The organism is endosymbiont of Pachyrhynchus infernalis (assembly GCF_004296515.1).
GTDB lineage: Bacteria > Pseudomonadota > Gammaproteobacteria > Enterobacterales > Enterobacteriaceae > Nardonella.
The window spans coordinates 179174-196740 of sequence record NZ_AP018160.1 but is presented as its reverse complement, the minus strand read 5'-3'; the positions used below and the strand labels follow the sequence as shown (position 1 = coordinate 196740).

Below are 17567 nucleotides of genomic sequence, written 5' to 3'. Positions count from 1 at the left end.
ATGAAAATAATTTTATTAGATAAAATAGAAAATTTAGGTAATAAGAATGATTTAGTAGAAGTTAAATCAGGATATGTAAGAAATTTTTTAATTTGTAAAAAAAGTAAATATTATGTAAATTATAATTTAATAAAAAATAAAAAAATAAAATTAGATAATAATTATAATAATAATATTTATAAATATGATTTTAAGAAAATGTATGAAGATATATTAAAAATAAAAAATATAATATTTTATAAAAAATCTAATAAAAATGGAAAATTGTTTGATTCCGTTAATAAAAAAAATATTATTAATTATATAATAAGTAATATTTCTTATTGTAAAAGTAAATTCATAAAAGTTTTTTTAAATAAAAATATAAAAAATATAGGTAATTTTTATATAAAAATTTCTATTAATAATACATATTTTATTAACATGAATATAATTATTAAAAATAAATAATTATAATTATTTATTAATAATAATTATCTTCATCTTTTTTTTTACCAAAAATTTTAATAGGAATTAAAAATAAATTTATAAAATCTAAATATAATATTAATGCACCAAGTATTGAATATTTATATAATAATTTATTATTATTAGTATAATATAGCTTATTACTTAAATCTTTTAATTTTTGTGTATCAAATGCTATTAATCCAGTAAATATAATTATATTTATATATGATAAAAGATATAATAATAATATACTTTTAAATATTATATTAAATATAGAAAATAATAATATTCCCAATAATAACATTAATAATAAATTTCCTAAATTTGTTAAATCCTTTTTAGTTAAAAAACCATATATACTCATAAACATAAATATAAAAGATGTTAATAAAAAAATATTAAATATAGATTCAAAGGTATATATTAAAAAAATACCAGACATAGTTATTCCATTTAAAATTGAATATAATACAAATAAAAAAATAGATAATTTATAACTTAAAATTGTTATTATATTAGATAATAAATAAACTAAAATTATTTGAAAAAAAGTTATTAATAATAATAATTTACTATTATAAAGTAAGTTAAATAAAAATGATATTTTTGTAAAATAAAATGATACAAATGATGTTATTAATAATCCTATACTCATCCAGGCATATACTTTTGTAATAAAGATTTTAAAAGTAGATATTTTACCACTTAATTCATTATCTTCAAAATTATAAAATTCATTCATAATTTTTTAAAATTTATTTAATAAGTAAAAATATTATATATCAAAAATATAAATTTTCATTATTATTTTTTATTGATAATATAATTCCAATTTTAATTAAAGTTATAAATAATGAAGATCCTCCATAACTTATTATTGGAAGAGGAATACCAACTATTGGTAGTATACCAATTACCATTCCTATATTTATAAATATAGAAAAAAATATAGAAGATATAAATGAAGAAATTAATACTTTATTAAATATATTATTAGAATTAAGTGCTAATTTTAAACATTTTATTATTATTAATAAATAAATTGATAATAAAATAATTACACCAAATAAACCAAATTCTTCAGCTAAAACAGAAAATATAAAATCTGTATGTGATTCAGGAAGAAAATTTAATCTAGACTGAGTTCCATTAAATAAACCTTTTCCAAAAATTCCACCTGATCCAATAGCTATTTTAGATTGATTTATATGATAATTTAATTTATTTTTATTATTTAATAATGTTAATATTCTATTTTTTTGATAATCTTTTATAAAAAAATTATAATAAATTAAAATAAAAATAAAAAGTATAAAATTAATAAATAATATATTAATAAAATTTATTCCAGAAAAGAATAATGTAAAAAATCCAGATAAAATAATTAATATAGAAGTTCCTAAATTTGGTTGAAATAATATTATTAATGAAGGTAAAAATATTATAAAAATAGATAATAATATTAATTTAATGGAATTTATATCTTTATTTCTATATGAAATACTAGATATTAACATTGGAATAGAAATTTTAAAAATTTCTGATACTTGAAAATTAAAAAAGTATAAATTTATCCATCTATAAGATCCTTTACAATTTTTTCCAATAAAAATATTTAATATTATTAATATTAAACTTATAATATAAAATATATAAGATACTTTTTCATAAAATCTATAATTTATTTTAGAAAAAATAAACATTACTGATAAACTTATAAATATACTTATTATAGATTTATATAAATATTTACTTGAATTATTACTTATTAATAATAATTTTATTATTAATAATATTAAAATATATAAAATTAATACAAAATCGCAATAGTATTTATTATTAATAATTTTCATATATTAATTTAATAAATAATAATCAAAAATTTTTTTTACTATATATCCAATATTATTATTTCCTCCAAATCCTTCATTTTCTAAAACTATAGCTATAGATATTTTAGGATTATCAAACGGAGCATATGCTATCATTAATTTATGATTTCTAAGATTAGTAGATATATTATTTTTAATATAATTGTTTTTAAAACTAAATACTTGAGCTGTTCCAGTTTTTGCTGCTATTTTATATTTTAAATTTTTAAAATAATTAAAAGCTGTACCATTTGAATTATTAACTACTCCATACATTCCTTTTTTTACAATATTCCATGTATTTATAGATATATTATTAAAATATTCAGATTTATTACTATTATTTTCTTTATTTAAATATATTTTAAACTCTTTTTTATAATCATAAAAACTTTCAATTATACTTAGCTTTTTTTTTATACCATTATTTATTAATATATTTAAAGAATTCACCATTTGTAATGGTGTAACAGATAAATATCCTTGACCTATACCTACAGATATAGTATCACCATCGTACCATGGTAATTTTAATTTATTTAATTTCCAATTTTTTGTAGGAACTAAGCCTTTACTTTTTTCTAAAATATCTATTTCTACATTTTTTCCATATTCAAAATTAAACATGCATTTAGATAATTCATTTATACCAATTCTATATGCAATTTCGTAGAAGAATATATCAGAAGATTCCTCTATTGCTTTAATTATATTTATCCATCCTCTACCTTCTTTTTTCCAATCCATATATAATTTATTTGATTTAGGTAATTTCCACCATCCTGGATCAAATATTAAACTATTTTCATTAATTAATTTTGAATTTAATGCATATAAAGCTATATAAGGTTTTATAGTAGAAGCTGGTGGATAAAAACCTTGTGTTGCTCTATTAAACATAGGAAAATTTTTATTAGAAAATATTTTTTTATAATTTTTTATAGAAATTTTAGAAACTAATTTATTTAAATTAAAACTTGGATTTGAAATTAATGATAATATATTTCCATTTCTAGGATCTGTAACAATTACTGAAGACTTACTATTTGATAATAATTTTTTTATTAATTTGCTTAGTTTAATATCTATAGATAAATAAATATCTTTTCCATGTTCACTATTTATTTTATTTTTTATTTTTATTATTTTTCCTTTATTATTAACTTTTACCTCTAAAAATCCTAATTTACCTCTTAATAATTTTTCATAATATTTTTCTATTCCTATTTTTCCTATATTATCATATATAGTATAATTATTATAAAATTTACTATTATTTTTAATATTATCTAAATCATTTTTACTTATTTTAGAGACATATCCTATTAAATGAGATAATAAATCTCTGTAAGGATAATATCTTATATAATATTTTCTTATTATTAAATTTTTAAATTTAAATTTATTTACTAATACTTTAGATATATTATTTATATCCAAATTATCTTTTATTGTTATAGGAATATAAGGAGGATTTTTTTTAATGTTTTTTTTTATATCTAAAATTTCATATTTATTTAAATAAATAAATTTACTTAAATTAAATAATAAATTATCAATATCTTTTATATTTCCTGAAATTATTTCTATTTTATATTTTATATTATTTATAGCTATTGGTATACCATTACAATCAAATATACAACCTCTTATTGGATAAATTGGTATTAATTTTGTACAATTTTTATATGATTTTGTATTATAATTTTTAAAATTTATTATTTGGATAATATATATATTTGATATTAAAATAATATTAAATATAAACACATAAATTAAAAATAATAATATTCTATTATATATTATATTTAATTTCATAATTTTCTCTATATAAATTATCTATTAGATAATAATTTCTTATATGTTTTTGCATTATATGTATATTAATATTTATTAAATCAATAATTATCCATTCATATAAATTATCTTCATTTATAAAAAAATTAATATTTTTTATATATGATTTATTAAAAAAATTATATTTTATATATTTTATATGTTCTTTAGAATTTGCTGTACATATTAATATATAATCTAATAAACTATTATTTTTACAAGATTTAAATATAGATATATCTTTTACTTTTAAATCTAATATTTTATTATATATTTTTCTTATATTAGGTTTATCATTTAATATTTTTTTCATAATAAATTAAATTATTTAACAATAAAGATATTAAATCCAATTTATTCCATATAATTTCTTCATCTTTATAATTAGAATTTTTAACAAATAAATCTATTTCAAACATTAATTTTATTATTTTATATAATACATTTTTATTTAATTTATTAATATTTTTTAATATAATATTTTTATATTTTACATCTAAATTATTAATAAATAAATAATTTTTATTTTCTTTTTTAAAACTATTTGAAATTATAAATAATAAATTTTTTTTTAAACTTTTTAATATATTTATAAAAGAATCATTATTTTTACTATTTTTGATTATTAAAATATTTAAATTTGATAATTCTTTATATCCAAATATAGATAAAAATATCCAACTATTATAATTAGGATTTATAAAATATATTTTAGATAATTTATTTACATCATTATTATTAAGTATTTTTTTATTATTAATACATAAATAATTTAAAATTTTATTTATATCTATAAAATTATTTTCATACATTAAATATAATAAATTATAAGTTTTTTTAGAAATTAAATTGAATTTATATTTTTTAATAAAAATATTTTTTATTAAAAATATAAAAGTATTATAAGATATATGATTTTCTTTTATAAAATAAATATTTGTTTTTTTAAAATTATTTAAAAATATATTTATATTGATATTATAATAATTATTATTTAAAATAAAAATTATTATAATATCAATATTTTTTATATTTAAAAAATTAAATATTTTTTCATTAAAAAAAAATAAATTTTCTAGATTTATAATAATAATTATTTTTTTATTAAAAATATTTAAATTATTATTAATATATAAAATATTAAATAAATCTGAATTATTATTTACATAATAATTTTTTATATATATATTATTATTATTTTCTAACTTATAAATCTTATTTATTAATATATTTTTTATTTTATTTGTTAAAAAAAAATCATTTAATATTATAAAAAATATTTGTTTATTAAAATTTACTAAATTTAATAAATTATTTATATTAATAATTTCCATAATTAATAAAAAATTAATTAATTAATATATTAATTAATTTATTTTTTATAAAAATTATTTTTGAATAGTTATTAAATTCATATTTTTTTATAAATAATAAATTTATGGTTTTTATATATTTTAATATTTCATTTTTAGATAAATCTTTTTTAATATTTATTGATTTAATAAATTTATTATTTATATATATAATAAATTTAATTTTATTATTAAAACATTCATCTTCTTTTTTAGGCCAAGTTTCAAAATCTATAGTATTTTTATATCCTAATTTTTTCCATAAAAAGAAACTAATATGAGGCGCAAATGGATATAATAATTTTAATAATACAGACAATATTTTAATATTAAACTCATTATTATTTTTATTTAAATTTATATTTTTTTTTATTAAATTTGTTAATTTCATTATAGATGATATTGAAATATTAAATGATTGTTTATACTTTATATCATTGGTTATATTATCTATAGTTTTATTTATAAAAATAATTAATTTATTTTTTTTTATATTATATAAATCATCAATAGATTCATAATCTGTATTATATATAAATTTAATTACTAAATTCCAAACTTTATTTAAAAATCTATATATACCAATTATATTTTTTTGATTCCAAACAAAATCACATTTTACAGGAGCAGAAAATATTATAAACATTCTTAATGTATCTGCTCCATATTTTTTTATAATTGTATCTGGATTAACTGAATTATTTTTTGATTTAGACATTTTACTTAATCCAGCATAATTAACTTCAATTTTATTAAAAAAATAACTGTATTTGTTTTCTTTATTACATATTTTAGTTACATCTTTAAAATTAACCCATATTTTTTTATTTTCTTTTAAATAAAAAAATGTTTCTGACAATATCATTCCCTGACATAATAATTTTATAGAAGGTTCAGAATATTTTATATATTTAAATTTTTTCATTAATTTATTAAAAAATCTAAAATATAATAAATGCATATTTGAATGTTCTATTCCACCTATATATTGGTCTATTGGTAACCAATAATTTGCTAATTCTTTATTAATCATTTTACAATAATTTGGTGATATATATCTTATATAATACCAAGATGATTGAACAAATGTATCTACAGTATCTTTATCTTTAATAGCTAATTTATTATTTATAATAATATTATTTTTTGTACTTTTATTTAAGAAATCATTATATAAAGGTACATTTATAGGTAAATATTTATCAGGTATAGGAATTATAAAATTATTTTTAACATATTTAGCCATTGGTATAGGAGTTCCCCAATATCTTTGTCTTGAAATACACCAATCTTTTAAATTATATATTATTTTTTTTATAAAAAGTTTATTATTATTTTTATTAAAATTTATATTATATTTACTATTATTAGAAATTATAAAAGCATTTTTTAATAAAATATTTTTATTTTTATTTAATATTTCATTAATATCATTAAAAGATTTTATATAAGAATTATTTTTAGTAAAATTGTCTATATTTTTATAAAAAAAATTATTAATTATAAAATTATTATTTGATATGAATAAATTTATTTTTTTATTTATTAATTTATGTTCAATATATATATCAGTTTTTAATAAATTATTTTTATTAAAAAATTTTTTATAAAAATTAAATTTATTTCCAAGTATTATTTTTGATATTTTATTTTGAAATGATATTACTATATAATCTAAATTAGTTAATTCATATTTATTATTTAAATATATATTTATATATTTAATATTTAAATTATTTAAAATTTTAAATTTAGTTTCAATCCATTCTATTCTACCAATCCAATTTTTTTGCATTAATTTAACCTTTTCAGGCCAATAATTTAACTTATCTAAATCATAAAATAGTTTATCTGCATATTTAGTTATTTTAATAAACCATTGATTTATATTTTTTATATGTACTTTAGAATCACATCTCCAACATTTGTTATTTATAACTTGTTCATTAGATAATACTGTATTATCATATGGACACCAATTTACAGAAGATTTTTTTTTATATAACATTTTATTTTTAAATAATTTTTTTAAAAAATATTGTTCCCAAATATAATATTTATTTGAACAAGTTAATATTTCTTTTTTCCAATCAAAACTAAAACCTAAAGATTTTAACTGTTTTCTCATTATATTTATATTATTTAATGTCCATTCTTCAGGTGAAGTATTATTATTAATAGCTGCATTTTCAGCAGGTAATCCAAAAGCGTCCCATCCTATTGGATAAAGTACATTTCTATTATTCATTCTATAAAATCTTGATATTATATCTCCTATAGTATAATTTCTTACATGACCTACATGAATTTTCCCAGAAGGATATGGGAACATAGATAAACAATAATATTTTTTTTTATTATAATTCTCTTTTACAGAAAAAGTATTATTTAATTCCCAAAATTTTTGTACATATGATTCAATTTTTTTAGGATTATATTTATTCATTATTTTATTTATTATAATTTTATATATGAGGATTTGGTATATTAAATTTTTTTAAAATTTCTATTTCTTTATTTTCCATAAAAATTGTATCATCATAATTTTTATGAGTAAAACCTAATAGGTGTAAACAACTATGAACTAAAATATGAGACCAATGAAAATACAAATTTATATTATATTTTTTAGATTCTTTTTCAATTAAAGATTTACATAAAGCAATATCTCCAACATTTATAGAATTATTTTTTATATTTATATTTTTTAAAAAAGTTAAAGAATTAGTAGGTTTATTTTTTTTATTAAAAATATTATTTAATTTTTTAATATTACTTTTGCTAACTATTTTAATATTTAAAATATAAAAATTATTATAATTAATTATGTATTTTATAAATTTTTCAAAAAAATACATATTTGGTAAATTAATTCTATTTATATTATTATATGAGACATTTAATATCATAATAAATTTTAATTTAAAATAATATAAAATTCAATATAATAAATTATTAATAATAATAAAAATTTAATTAAATTATAATTATGATTTTATTTAATACATATAGCAAAAAAAAAGAAAAAATTATATCAAAAAATATAAATATATATGTTTGTGGTATAACAGTTTATTCATATTGTCATATAGGTCATGCTAGAACATTTATAATTTTTGATATATTATTAAAATTTTTAAAAAATTTAGGATATGAAATTAATTACGTTAGAAATATAACAGATATAGATAATAAAATAATAGAAGAATCGAATAAAAATAATATTGACTATAAAAATCTAACTAATAATTTTATACATAATATGAATAATGATTTTAAATCTTTAAATTTAAATAAACCAACACATGAACCAAAAGTTACAGAATGTATTTCAGAAATAATAAATTTAATAGAAATATTAATAATTAAAAAACATGTATATCGTTCATTAAATGGAGATTTATTATTTTCTATTAAATCATTTAAAGATTATGGAAAATTGTCTAATAGATTTAAAGATATTAATTTTAATAATAATATTTCAAATGAATATTCAGACTTTGTTGTATGGAAATTAAATTCTAAATATCCTAATTGGAATTCTCCGTGGGGAAAAGGAAGACCTGGATGGCATATAGAATGTTCAGCAATAAGTAATAAATTTTTTAAAAATAAAACAATAAATATACATGGAGGAGGTTATGATTTATTATTTCCTCATCATGAAAATGAATTAGCTCAATCATATTCTGGATTTGATGATTTTAATATAAAAATATGGATGCATATAGGATCTGTTATTTTTTTTAATGAAAAAATGTCAAAATCATTAAATAATTCATTTTTAATAAGAAATATTTTAAAATATTTTAATCCAGAGGTGTTAAAATTTTTTTTAATTTCTAAACATTATAGAAATCCAATTAATTATAATTCTGATAATTTAAAAAAATCATATTTTTTGTTAAAAAAATTATATACATCAATTAATAATTTTAAAATAATAAAAAAAGAAAATTATAATTATAAAACTGAATTTACATATAGATTTAATGAAGCAATGAATAATGATTTAAATATACCAAAAGCATATTCTATATTATTTGAAATTTCTAATGAAATAAATAAATTTAAAAATTTAAATAATACTATAACTAATAATTTAATTATAGAAATGATAAATTTAGGAAATATATTAGGAATATTACAATATGATTCTAATACTTTTCTTAAAACTAAAAATAATATTAATAATATTTTAGAATTAGAAATTTTAACATTAATAAATAAAAGAAATATTGCTAGAAAAAATAAAGATTGGAATACTGCAGACAATATAAGATTTATATTAAATAAAAGAGGAATAATATTAGAAGATAATATAAATAAAACTATTTGGAAAAAAAAATACCCAGGATGAGATTTGAACTCATACAGCAAAAGCTAAGGGATTTTAAGTCCCTCGTGTCTACCATTCCACCACCTGGGCAAGCAAAGACGCGTCCTGGATTTGAACCAGGGTAAATAGATTTGCAGTCTATCACATTTCCACTCTGACAACGCGTCATATAGCGGAAGACGAGATTCGAACTCGTATTTTAACCTTGGCAAGGTTACACTCTACCTTTGAGTTACTCCCGCATTTATTTTTTATAAAGAAACAAAATTTTATATATAATATTTTTTAAAATAATATTATCTATTCCAGAATTAATTAGATAATAATTAATATCATTATCATTATTAATTTTATCAAAGAAATATTTTCTTAAATCAAGTATATTATCATTATATATATTTAATCTATCTTTTATAGTTTTTATATTATCATCTATTCTATTAGATAATTTTTCACCTGTAATATCATCAAATCCTGGTATTAATGGAGGATTAAATGTATTATTATATATTCTTCCTGACGGTTCATGTATTAATCTATTAGATAATCTATTAATTATTAATTTATAGTCAATTATAAATTCTATAATTATATTAAATTTAATTTTTAATTTATCAAGTAAGTAAGCTTGATTTAAATTTCTAGGAAATCCATCTAATAATATTCCATTAAATTTATTATTTATATTTTTAGTTATATAATTATTTATTATACTTAATATAAAATCATCATTTAATAATTTACCACTATCTATATAATTTTTTATTTTTAAAGAAAAATCATCTTTATTTATTAAAGATATATTTCTTAATAAATCACCGACAGAAATATATAATAAATTATATTTATTTATTATAAATTTAGATTGAGTTCCTTTACCTGATCCTGGAGGTCCAATTAAAATTATATTCATAGTTTTTAATTTATATTTTAAATTATTATTTATTTAATTTATTATTTATATTATAAAATATTTTAATTATATATGCTTCAAATGCTATTTTATAATTATAATAATAAATTAATTTTTCTTTTAATTCTATAAGTAAACTATAAAATAATTCTATTTTTTCTATAGATATATTATTTGATAATTTAATTAAAGTATTTTTTTTATTATTAAATATTGAATCTAAATAATAATTTTTATTAAAATTAATCATAAAAATATAATGAATAATAATTAACAATTTATTAATTATAAAATTATAATCTAAATTAATTAAAGAAAAATTATATAATTCTATTAATAATTTATTTAAATCATTATAAATAATATATTCAATTAAATTTATTAGTATATCTAAATTACATATATTAAATAAATTACTAATTAATTCTAATTTAATATTATTTTTACTTACTATAGATAATTGTTCTAATATATTTAATGAATCTCTTAAACTTCCGTTAGCAATATCAGATATATAATATAAAACATTTTGTTCAAAACTTATTTTTTCTATATTGGATATATAACATAATCTGTTTATAATTAAATTATTATCTAATTTATTTAAATTTAATTTAAAACAACGAGATAAAATAGTATTAGGTATTTTATTTATTTCAGTAGTAACAAGTATAAATATAGTATTAATAGGAGGTTCTTCTAAAGATTTTAATAATGTACTAAAACTTAATTTAGATATAGTATGAATTTCATCTATTAAATAAATTTTATTTAATCCATAATAAGGTAAATAATTTATATTATCTAACAAATCTCTTATATCTTCTACTTTAGTTTTAAGAGATGCATCAATTTCAATAAAATCTATAAATTTATTATTTTCCATCAAAAGACAATTATTACATTTATTACATGGAAAATTATAATTTATATTTAAACAAGATTTTATATATTCATCACAATTTAAACCTTTGGATATCAATCTAGCTATTGATGTTTTACCAGTACCATATGGTCCATATATTAAGTAAGAATTATGTATTCTATTATATTTAAAACTATTTATTATAGAATTTATTACATTATTTTGACCTACAATTTCTGAAAATTTTTTAGGTCTCCATTTTAATGAAAAATTAGACATTTTAAATATTATTACATTGTGCTCTATAACGTAATAAATGATCCATTATAACTATTGACATCATAGCTTCTGCTATAGGAACAGCTCTTATTCCTACGCATGGATCATGTCTTCCTTTTACAGATACTAAAGTTTCTTCACCATATTTATTTATAGTATTACCTATTACAGAAATACTAGATGTAGGTTTTAAAGCAATAGTAGCTATTATATTTTGGCCTGTACTAATACCACCTAATATTCCACCAGAATGATTACTAGAAAATCCACTTGAAAAAATTTCATCTCTATTATCAGAACCAAATTTCTCAACTACAGAAAATCCATCTCCTATTTCTATACCTTTTACTGCATTTATGCTCATTAAAGCATGTGCTATATCAGCATCTAAACGATCAAAAACTGGTTCTCCTAATCCAACAGGAACATTTTCAGCTATAATTTTTAATTTAGCTCCTATGGAATTCCCAGAATTTTTTAAATCATTTATTAAATTTTCTAAATCACTAATTTTATCTAAATCAGAACAAAAAAATGGATTTTCATCAACATTTTTCCAATTTTTAAATTCACAATGTATATTTCCCATTTGTGATAAGTAACCTTTAATTTTTATATTAAAATTTTCTAAAAATTTTTTTGCAATAGAACCAGCAGCAACTCTTATAATTGTTTCTCTTGCAGAAGATCTACCACCACCTCTATAATCTCTAATTCCATATTTTTTTTCATAAGTATAATCAGCATGACCAGGTCTATATATATTTTTTATAGATTCATAATCTTTAGATCTAAAATCATTATTTTCTATTAATATACCTATACTAGTACCTGTAGTAAGACCTTCAAAAACTCCTGATAATATTTTTATTTTATCATTTTCTTTTCTTGGACTAGTAAATTTAGAATTACCCGGTTTTCTTCTATTTAAATCATATTGAATATCATCTTCATTTATTTGAATTTTTGGAGGAACTCCATCTATAATACCTCCTAATGCTATTCCATGTGATTCACCAAATGTAGTAACACGAAAAATTTTTCCTATTGAATTACCAGACATAATTTTCTCCTTATAATTTTTTTACAAAATATTTTTTATATTTTTTCAATTCTGTTCTTTTAAGAAAAAAGACATTTTTATTTTTACTATTTATATTTATCCAATTAAATTTTATATTAGGGTATAAATTAATTAATTTATTATAATTATCTCCAATTTCACAAATTAAAACTCCCCTATTAGTTAAAAAGTTAATAGAATTTATTAATATTTCATTAATAAATTCTAATCCGTTGTTTTTAGCAAATAATCCAATACTAGGTTCATGAATATATTCTTTAGGTAAAAAATATTTATCTTTTATATTAACATAAGGAGGATTAGTTAATATTATATCAAAATTTATATTTGGTATAGATTTATAAATATCGGATCTAAATAAAACTATATTATTTATATTATTAATAATTATATTTTTTTTAGCTACATTTAATGCTAAATTACATATATCTGATGCATAAATATTAGATTTAAAAAAAATTTTTGCTGCTAAAATTGCTAAACATCCACTACCAGTACACAAATCTAATATATTATTAGGATAATAATTTATTATATTAGTAAATTTATTACTTATTATTTCTAAAATATGAGATCTAGGAATAACTACATTTTTATTTATAAAAAATTCTAGATTATATAAATATAATCTATTTGTTAAATAAAAAACTGGTATTCTATTATATATTCTTTTGTATAATAATTTAAATATTTTACTTTTTAATATATTAGATATTTTTGTATTTTTATATTTAAAATATAAATTATTATTAATTCCAATATAAGATAATATAAAATTTTTTGCTTCATCAAAACAATTTAATGATCCATGTCCATAAAATATATTAGATTTTTTAAATTTATTTGAAATTAATATTATAATATTTTTAACTGTATATATTTTATTCAAAATATATAATTAATTTAAATTATCTAAAGTTCCATTAGGTAATTTAGATCTTATATAATCTTTACTTATTAAAACTTTTTGATTGTTATTTATAATTACTAAAAAATAATTATTATTTAATGATTTATATACTTTGCAAATTAAACCACCTGATGTAAGTATTTCATCTCCAATTTTAATAGAATTTACAAATTTTTTATAATTTATATATTTAATTTTATTTGGAATAATAATAGTAAATACTATCAAAAATAATGTTAATAATAATATATAAATAAAATCATAATAATTACATATAAATATAATATTTAAAAAATTAATAATTTTATTTAAAAAATTTATGTGCATAATTATATAATAAATAAATTAAAATAATAAATTAACTAATAAGCCGGATTCTGTATAAATAGTCATTTATCTAGATTAATATTCACATATTAATTCAATCGGTCTACCAAAGAAATACGAGTAGTATAAATTCTTAATTTGACCTTTCTCCAGATGGAGTTTACATAACTAAATTTGTTACCAAATTTATGGTATGCTCTTACCATACCTTTTCACCCTTACTCTAAAAAAGCGGTATATTTTCTGTTGCACTTGTCGTAAATTATATTAAATAATTTCCCAGATGTTATCTGGCATCTTTACTCTTGGAGCCCGGACTTTCCTCTTAAATTAAAATTAAAGCGACTAAATTGTTAATTTATATTATATAATAGCATTATTATATAATAAAAACAATTTATAAATTATAACTATATACACATTATAATATCTATGTTAAATATTTTTAATAAAAATATAAATAAATTTACATTAATATTAATATCAGCATTTTTAACTAAAATAATATCAGATCCAAGAAATATAAATATACAAATAATTGATGTAATAAATAAATTTAAAATAAAAAATTTTATAAAAAAAAATATTAATAAAAATAATATAAAAATTATATCTTATAATAATAATATAATATTAATTGGTAAATTAGATTCTTTAAATGAAATAAATAAATTAAATAAAATTATTAATAATTATAAATATAATAAAATAAAAATTTTTAATAAAATAAAAATTAATAATAATAAAATAAAAAAACAATATTTTTTAAAATATTTTTATGAAAATATTAAATTATATTTAATATTATTAAAGTTTAATACTACAAAATTATCTAATATTAAATTTTTTATTGTAAATGATGAAATATATATAATAGGTATATGTAATAGAAAAGATACTATAAATTTAATAAGATTAATAAATTATTATTTTAAAAATAAAGAAATAATCACAGCAATAATTCATAAAGATTTCTTAATAAAAAAATAATTATCTTTTAGAATATTGAGGTTTTTTTCTTGATTTTTTTAATCCAAATTTTTTTCTTTCTACACTTCTAGAATCTCTAGTTAAATATTTTAGTTTTTTTAATATATTTTTAAAATTTTCATTATATTTTACAATTGCTCTAGAAATACCTAATCTAATAGCATATAATTGACTTGAATATCCTCCTCCTTTAACTGTTATAAATAAATCAAATTTATCTATTAAATTTGTAATAATCATTGGACTTATAATTATATATTTTTTTAAGTTCATATATACATATTTATCTATATTAATTTTATTTATAACAATATTACCATTTCCATTTTTCATAAAAACTCTAGAAGAGGAATTTTTTCTTCTTCCAGTTCCATAATAAATAAGCATAAATTTAAATTAATTTATATCTAAAATATTAAATTTAATATTTTTATAAGTATGATTAGAATCTAAAAAAATTTTTAATTTTTTTATAAAAATATTTTGAAGTTTATTTTTAGGCAACATTCCTTTAATAGAATGAATAATAATATATTTAGGATTTTTTTGCATAATATCTTTGAAACAATATTTTTTTAAATTACCTATATATCCAGTATGTTTATAATATATTTTATTATTAAATTTATTACCAGTTACTTTAATTTTTTTTGCATTTATTAATACTATGTAATCTCCAACATCTATATTAGAAGAATATTCTGATTTATTTTTTCCTTGTAAAATTAATGATATTAAAGTAGAAATTCTACCTAAATTTTTATTTTCTGCATCTAATAAATACCACTTTCTTATTACTTTTTTATTTAATAACATAATTTATAAATATTATCTTAATTATATATTTAATATAGTAAAAATATTAAAATTTTAAATATTATAAATTTATAGTCTAATATAAAATTTGATATTAGTTGACATAAAATATGTATTTAATTTATAATAATTTTAGTAAATTTATAATAAATAATCAATTAAAATTTTATATGAAATTAAATTTATTACTAAAAATATTATTAATAATATCAAATATATTTAGTACATCTATAATACATTCTTACAATAATCATAAAGATAATAAAAATATAACTTTTAGTTTAGCTCCTATGTTAGAAAAAGTTATACCATCAGTAGTTAATATATACACAGAAGGAGTAAAGGAAAAACAATATAATATTCCAAAAGAATTTAAATATTTCTTTGGACCTAATATACCAAAAGATAATAAATTATTTGAGGGAATAGGATCTGGAGTAATAATAGACTCTAATAAAGGATATATTATTACAAATAATCATGTAGTAAAAAATGTTAACAAAATAAAAATAAGATTAAATGATGGTAGAGAATTTAATGCAAAATTAATAGGAAATGATAATAGAAATGATATAGCTATAATTAAATTTGTAAATGTACCTAAAAATTTAGTAGAAATAAAAATAGCTAATTCTGATTTAATTAGAGTTGGTGATTTTGTTGTAGCTATAGGAAACCCTTTTGGATTAGGACAAACAGCAACATCTGGTATTATATCAGCTTTAGGTAGAAGTGGTTTAAATTCTAATGGATTAGAAAATTTTATACAAACAGATGCTTCAATTAATAAAGGTAATTCTGGTGGTGCTCTTGTTAATATAAATGGAGAATTAATAGGAATAAATACTGCTATTATAGCTCCAAACGGAGGTAATATAGGTATAGGATTTGCGATACCAAGTAATATAATAAAAAATTTAAGTTATCAAATAATAAAATTTGGAGAAGTAAAAAGAAATCAATTAGGAATAAAATGTATTGAATTAAATCCTGATATATCTAAAGCATTCAATTTAAGTATTAGTAAGGGTATATTTATAAGTGAAGTAATGTATGGATCTCCAGCATATAAATATGATATTAAACCCGGTGATATTATATTATCTATAAATGATAAAGAGATAAACAATTTTTCTGAATTAAAACTTAAAATAGGAATTTCATTACCAGGTGAAAATTTAAAAGTAGGAATACTAAGAAATAATATAACAAAATATATATATGTAAAATTAGATAATTTATCATTATCAGATAATGAAGAAAAAATATTAATTTCTTCTTTAAAAGGAGCTACATTTAAAAATATCGTAAAAGATAATATTAATTATATACAAGTTTCTGATATAATAAAAGGTTCTATTGCTTATTTAATAGGATTAAGAAAAAATGACATAATAATAGAATTAAATAAAAATAAAGTATACGATTTAAACCAATTTAAAAAAATTTTAATAAATAGTAAAAATAAATTAATGTCATTATCAGTAATTAGAAATAATTCTAATGTATTTTTAATTTTTAGAAAATAATTTAGA

Annotated in this window: 18 protein-coding genes, 3 tRNA genes and 1 other RNA gene; 4 read left to right on the top strand and 18 right to left on the bottom strand. The window is 16.0% G+C overall.

The genetic code is table 11. The features are described from left to right. Positions 1 to 450, top strand: coding sequence for a 50S ribosomal protein L9 (gene rplI, locus NARPIN1_RS01070; RefSeq protein WP_130579365.1), 450 nt, complete (start codon positions 1 to 3; stop codon positions 448 to 450). Between the two features lie 13 nt (positions 451 to 463). Here the strand turns inward: rplI and NARPIN1_RS01065 are convergent, their stop codons facing one another. The 7 genes from NARPIN1_RS01065 to ybeY are packed head-to-tail and all read right to left on the bottom strand — an operon-like array spanning position 464 to position 8418. Continuing rightward, the gene (locus NARPIN1_RS01065) at positions 464 to 1192 is read right to left on the bottom strand and encodes a Bax inhibitor-1/YccA family protein (RefSeq protein ID WP_130579363.1); all 729 of its coding nucleotides are present in this window, start codon (positions 1190 to 1192) and stop codon (positions 464 to 466) included. 40 nt (positions 1193 to 1232) lie between these two features. Continuing rightward, on the bottom strand, positions 1233 to 2303 hold the full coding sequence (gene rodA, locus NARPIN1_RS01060; protein ID WP_130579361.1) for a rod shape-determining protein RodA: 1071 nt from the start codon (positions 2301 to 2303) through the stop codon (positions 1233 to 1235). 3 nt (positions 2304 to 2306) lie between these two features. Further along, the gene (mrdA, locus tag NARPIN1_RS01055; protein ID WP_130579359.1) at positions 2307 to 4139 is read right to left on the bottom strand and encodes a penicillin-binding protein 2; all 1833 of its coding nucleotides are present in this window, start codon (positions 4137 to 4139) and stop codon (positions 2307 to 2309) included. After that, positions 4117 to 4470 carry a ribosome silencing factor gene (gene rsfS / locus NARPIN1_RS01050; protein WP_130579357.1) on the bottom strand — a complete coding sequence of 118 codons (354 nt, stop codon included), beginning with the start codon at positions 4468 to 4470 and terminating at the stop codon, positions 4117 to 4119. Before rsfS ends, mrdA begins: the two co-directional genes overlap by 23 nt. After that, entirely contained in the window at positions 4451 to 5491 is a 1041-nt protein-coding gene (locus NARPIN1_RS01045; RefSeq protein WP_130579355.1) for a hypothetical protein, read from the bottom strand. The genes rsfS and NARPIN1_RS01045 overlap by 20 nt, the downstream gene beginning before the upstream one ends. Before the next feature lie 13 nt (positions 5492 to 5504). Continuing rightward, positions 5505 to 7955 (bottom strand): class I tRNA ligase family protein, encoded by a 2451-nt coding sequence (locus NARPIN1_RS01040; protein ID WP_130579353.1) that lies wholly within the window; start codon positions 7953 to 7955, stop codon positions 5505 to 5507. Between the two features lie 19 nt (positions 7956 to 7974). After that, positions 7975 to 8418, bottom strand: a complete 444-nt coding sequence (gene ybeY, locus NARPIN1_RS01035; RefSeq protein WP_130579351.1) for an rRNA maturation RNase YbeY — start codon at positions 8416 to 8418, stop codon at positions 7975 to 7977. A gap of 80 nt (positions 8419 to 8498) precedes the next feature. On the opposite strand from ybeY, the gene cysS reads away from it, so the two are divergent. Then, entirely contained in the window at positions 8499 to 9869 is a 1371-nt protein-coding gene (gene cysS / locus NARPIN1_RS01030) for a cysteine--tRNA ligase (RefSeq protein WP_232021809.1), read from the top strand. Here the strand turns inward: cysS and NARPIN1_RS01025 are convergent. From NARPIN1_RS01025 to rnpB, 9 genes are all read right to left on the bottom strand, one after another. Beyond that, a tRNA-Leu gene (locus NARPIN1_RS01025) sits at positions 9858 to 9938 on the bottom strand. The genes cysS and NARPIN1_RS01025 overlap by 12 nt on opposite strands. Before the next feature lie 6 nt (positions 9939 to 9944). Then, a tRNA-Cys gene (locus NARPIN1_RS01020) sits at positions 9945 to 10015 on the bottom strand. 4 nt (positions 10016 to 10019) lie between these two features. Beyond that, positions 10020 to 10090 (bottom strand) — tRNA-Gly (locus NARPIN1_RS01015). Positions 10091 to 10092: 2 nt separating this feature from the next. Then, on the bottom strand, positions 10093 to 10761 hold the full coding sequence (locus NARPIN1_RS01010) for an adenylate kinase family protein (protein WP_130579347.1): 669 nt from the start codon (positions 10759 to 10761) through the stop codon (positions 10093 to 10095). A 25-nt stretch (positions 10762 to 10786) separates the two neighbouring features. Further along, a complete protein-coding gene (gene dnaX / locus NARPIN1_RS01005; protein WP_130579345.1) occupies positions 10787 to 11905 on the bottom strand; it encodes a DNA polymerase III subunit gamma/tau in 1119 nt (372 codons plus the stop codon). A gap of 1 nt (position 11906) precedes the next feature. Then, positions 11907 to 12968, bottom strand: coding sequence for a chorismate synthase (aroC, locus tag NARPIN1_RS01000; RefSeq protein ID WP_130579343.1), 1062 nt, complete (start codon positions 12966 to 12968; stop codon positions 11907 to 11909). A gap of 10 nt (positions 12969 to 12978) precedes the next feature. Next, positions 12979 to 13878, bottom strand: coding sequence for a 50S ribosomal protein L3 N(5)-glutamine methyltransferase (prmB, locus tag NARPIN1_RS00995; RefSeq protein ID WP_172597011.1), 900 nt, complete (start codon positions 13876 to 13878; stop codon positions 12979 to 12981). Between the two features lie 9 nt (positions 13879 to 13887). Continuing rightward, the gene (locus NARPIN1_RS00990; RefSeq protein WP_130579339.1) at positions 13888 to 14226 is read right to left on the bottom strand and encodes a preprotein translocase subunit YajC; all 339 of its coding nucleotides are present in this window, start codon (positions 14224 to 14226) and stop codon (positions 13888 to 13890) included. Positions 14227 to 14249: 23 nt separating this feature from the next. Further along, positions 14250 to 14587: RNase P RNA component class A (gene rnpB / locus NARPIN1_RS00985), an RNA gene on the bottom strand. Between the two features lie 71 nt (positions 14588 to 14658). Between rnpB and NARPIN1_RS00980 the strand changes: the two genes are divergently transcribed. Further along, positions 14659 to 15216 carry a hypothetical protein gene (locus NARPIN1_RS00980; RefSeq protein WP_130579336.1) on the top strand — a complete coding sequence of 186 codons (558 nt, stop codon included), beginning with the start codon at positions 14659 to 14661 and terminating at the stop codon, positions 15214 to 15216. Here NARPIN1_RS00980 and rpsI read toward each other — a convergent pair whose 3' ends face one another. After that, complete coding sequence (gene rpsI / locus NARPIN1_RS00975; RefSeq protein ID WP_130579334.1) at positions 15217 to 15603, bottom strand: 30S ribosomal protein S9; 387 nt, start codon at positions 15601 to 15603, stop codon at positions 15217 to 15219. It abuts the gene before it with no gap. A gap of 9 nt (positions 15604 to 15612) precedes the next feature. Continuing rightward, complete coding sequence (gene rplM, locus NARPIN1_RS00970) at positions 15613 to 16032, bottom strand: 50S ribosomal protein L13 (protein WP_130579332.1); 420 nt, start codon at positions 16030 to 16032, stop codon at positions 15613 to 15615. 110 nt (positions 16033 to 16142) lie between these two features. Here rplM and NARPIN1_RS00965 point away from each other — a divergent pair, with 110 nt between their 5' ends. Then, entirely contained in the window at positions 16143 to 17561 is a 1419-nt protein-coding gene (locus NARPIN1_RS00965; RefSeq protein ID WP_320409196.1) for a Do family serine endopeptidase, read from the top strand. The last annotated feature ends 6 nt before the right edge of the window (positions 17562 to 17567 follow it).

Coding starts and splice junctions, on each gene's coding strand:
- rplI (WP_130579365.1), top strand. CDS start 1: ATGAAAATAATTTTATTAGATAAAATAGAAAATTTAGGTAATAAGAAT.
- NARPIN1_RS01065 (WP_130579363.1), bottom strand. CDS start 1,192: ATGAATGAATTTTATAATTTTGAAGATAATGAATTAAGTGGTAAAATA.
- rodA (WP_130579361.1), bottom strand. CDS start 2,303: ATGAAAATTATTAATAATAAATACTATTGCGATTTTGTATTAATTTTA.
- mrdA (WP_130579359.1), bottom strand. CDS start 4,139: ATGAAATTAAATATAATATATAATAGAATATTATTATTTTTAATTTAT.
- rsfS (WP_130579357.1), bottom strand. CDS start 4,470: ATGAAAAAAATATTAAATGATAAACCTAATATAAGAAAAATATATAAT.
- NARPIN1_RS01045 (WP_130579355.1), bottom strand. CDS start 5,491: ATGGAAATTATTAATATAAATAATTTATTAAATTTAGTAAATTTTAAT.
- NARPIN1_RS01040 (WP_130579353.1), bottom strand. CDS start 7,955: ATGAATAAATATAATCCTAAAAAAATTGAATCATATGTACAAAAATTT.
- ybeY (WP_130579351.1), bottom strand. CDS start 8,418: ATGATATTAAATGTCTCATATAATAATATAAATAGAATTAATTTACCA.
- cysS (WP_232021809.1), top strand. CDS start 8,499: ATGATTTTATTTAATACATATAGCAAAAAAAAAGAAAAAATTATATCA.
- NARPIN1_RS01010 (WP_130579347.1), bottom strand. CDS start 10,761: ATGAATATAATTTTAATTGGACCTCCAGGATCAGGTAAAGGAACTCAA.
- dnaX (WP_130579345.1), bottom strand. CDS start 11,905: ATGTCTAATTTTTCATTAAAATGGAGACCTAAAAAATTTTCAGAAATT.
- aroC (WP_130579343.1), bottom strand. CDS start 12,968: ATGTCTGGTAATTCAATAGGAAAAATTTTTCGTGTTACTACATTTGGT.
- NARPIN1_RS00990 (WP_130579339.1), bottom strand. CDS start 14,226: ATGCACATAAATTTTTTAAATAAAATTATTAATTTTTTAAATATTATA.
- NARPIN1_RS00980 (WP_130579336.1), top strand. CDS start 14,659: ATGTTAAATATTTTTAATAAAAATATAAATAAATTTACATTAATATTA.
- rpsI (WP_130579334.1), bottom strand. CDS start 15,603: ATGCTTATTTATTATGGAACTGGAAGAAGAAAAAATTCCTCTTCTAGA.
- rplM (WP_130579332.1), bottom strand. CDS start 16,032: ATGTTATTAAATAAAAAAGTAATAAGAAAGTGGTATTTATTAGATGCA.
- NARPIN1_RS00965 (WP_320409196.1), top strand. CDS start 16,143: ATGTATTTAATTTATAATAATTTTAGTAAATTTATAATAAATAATCAA.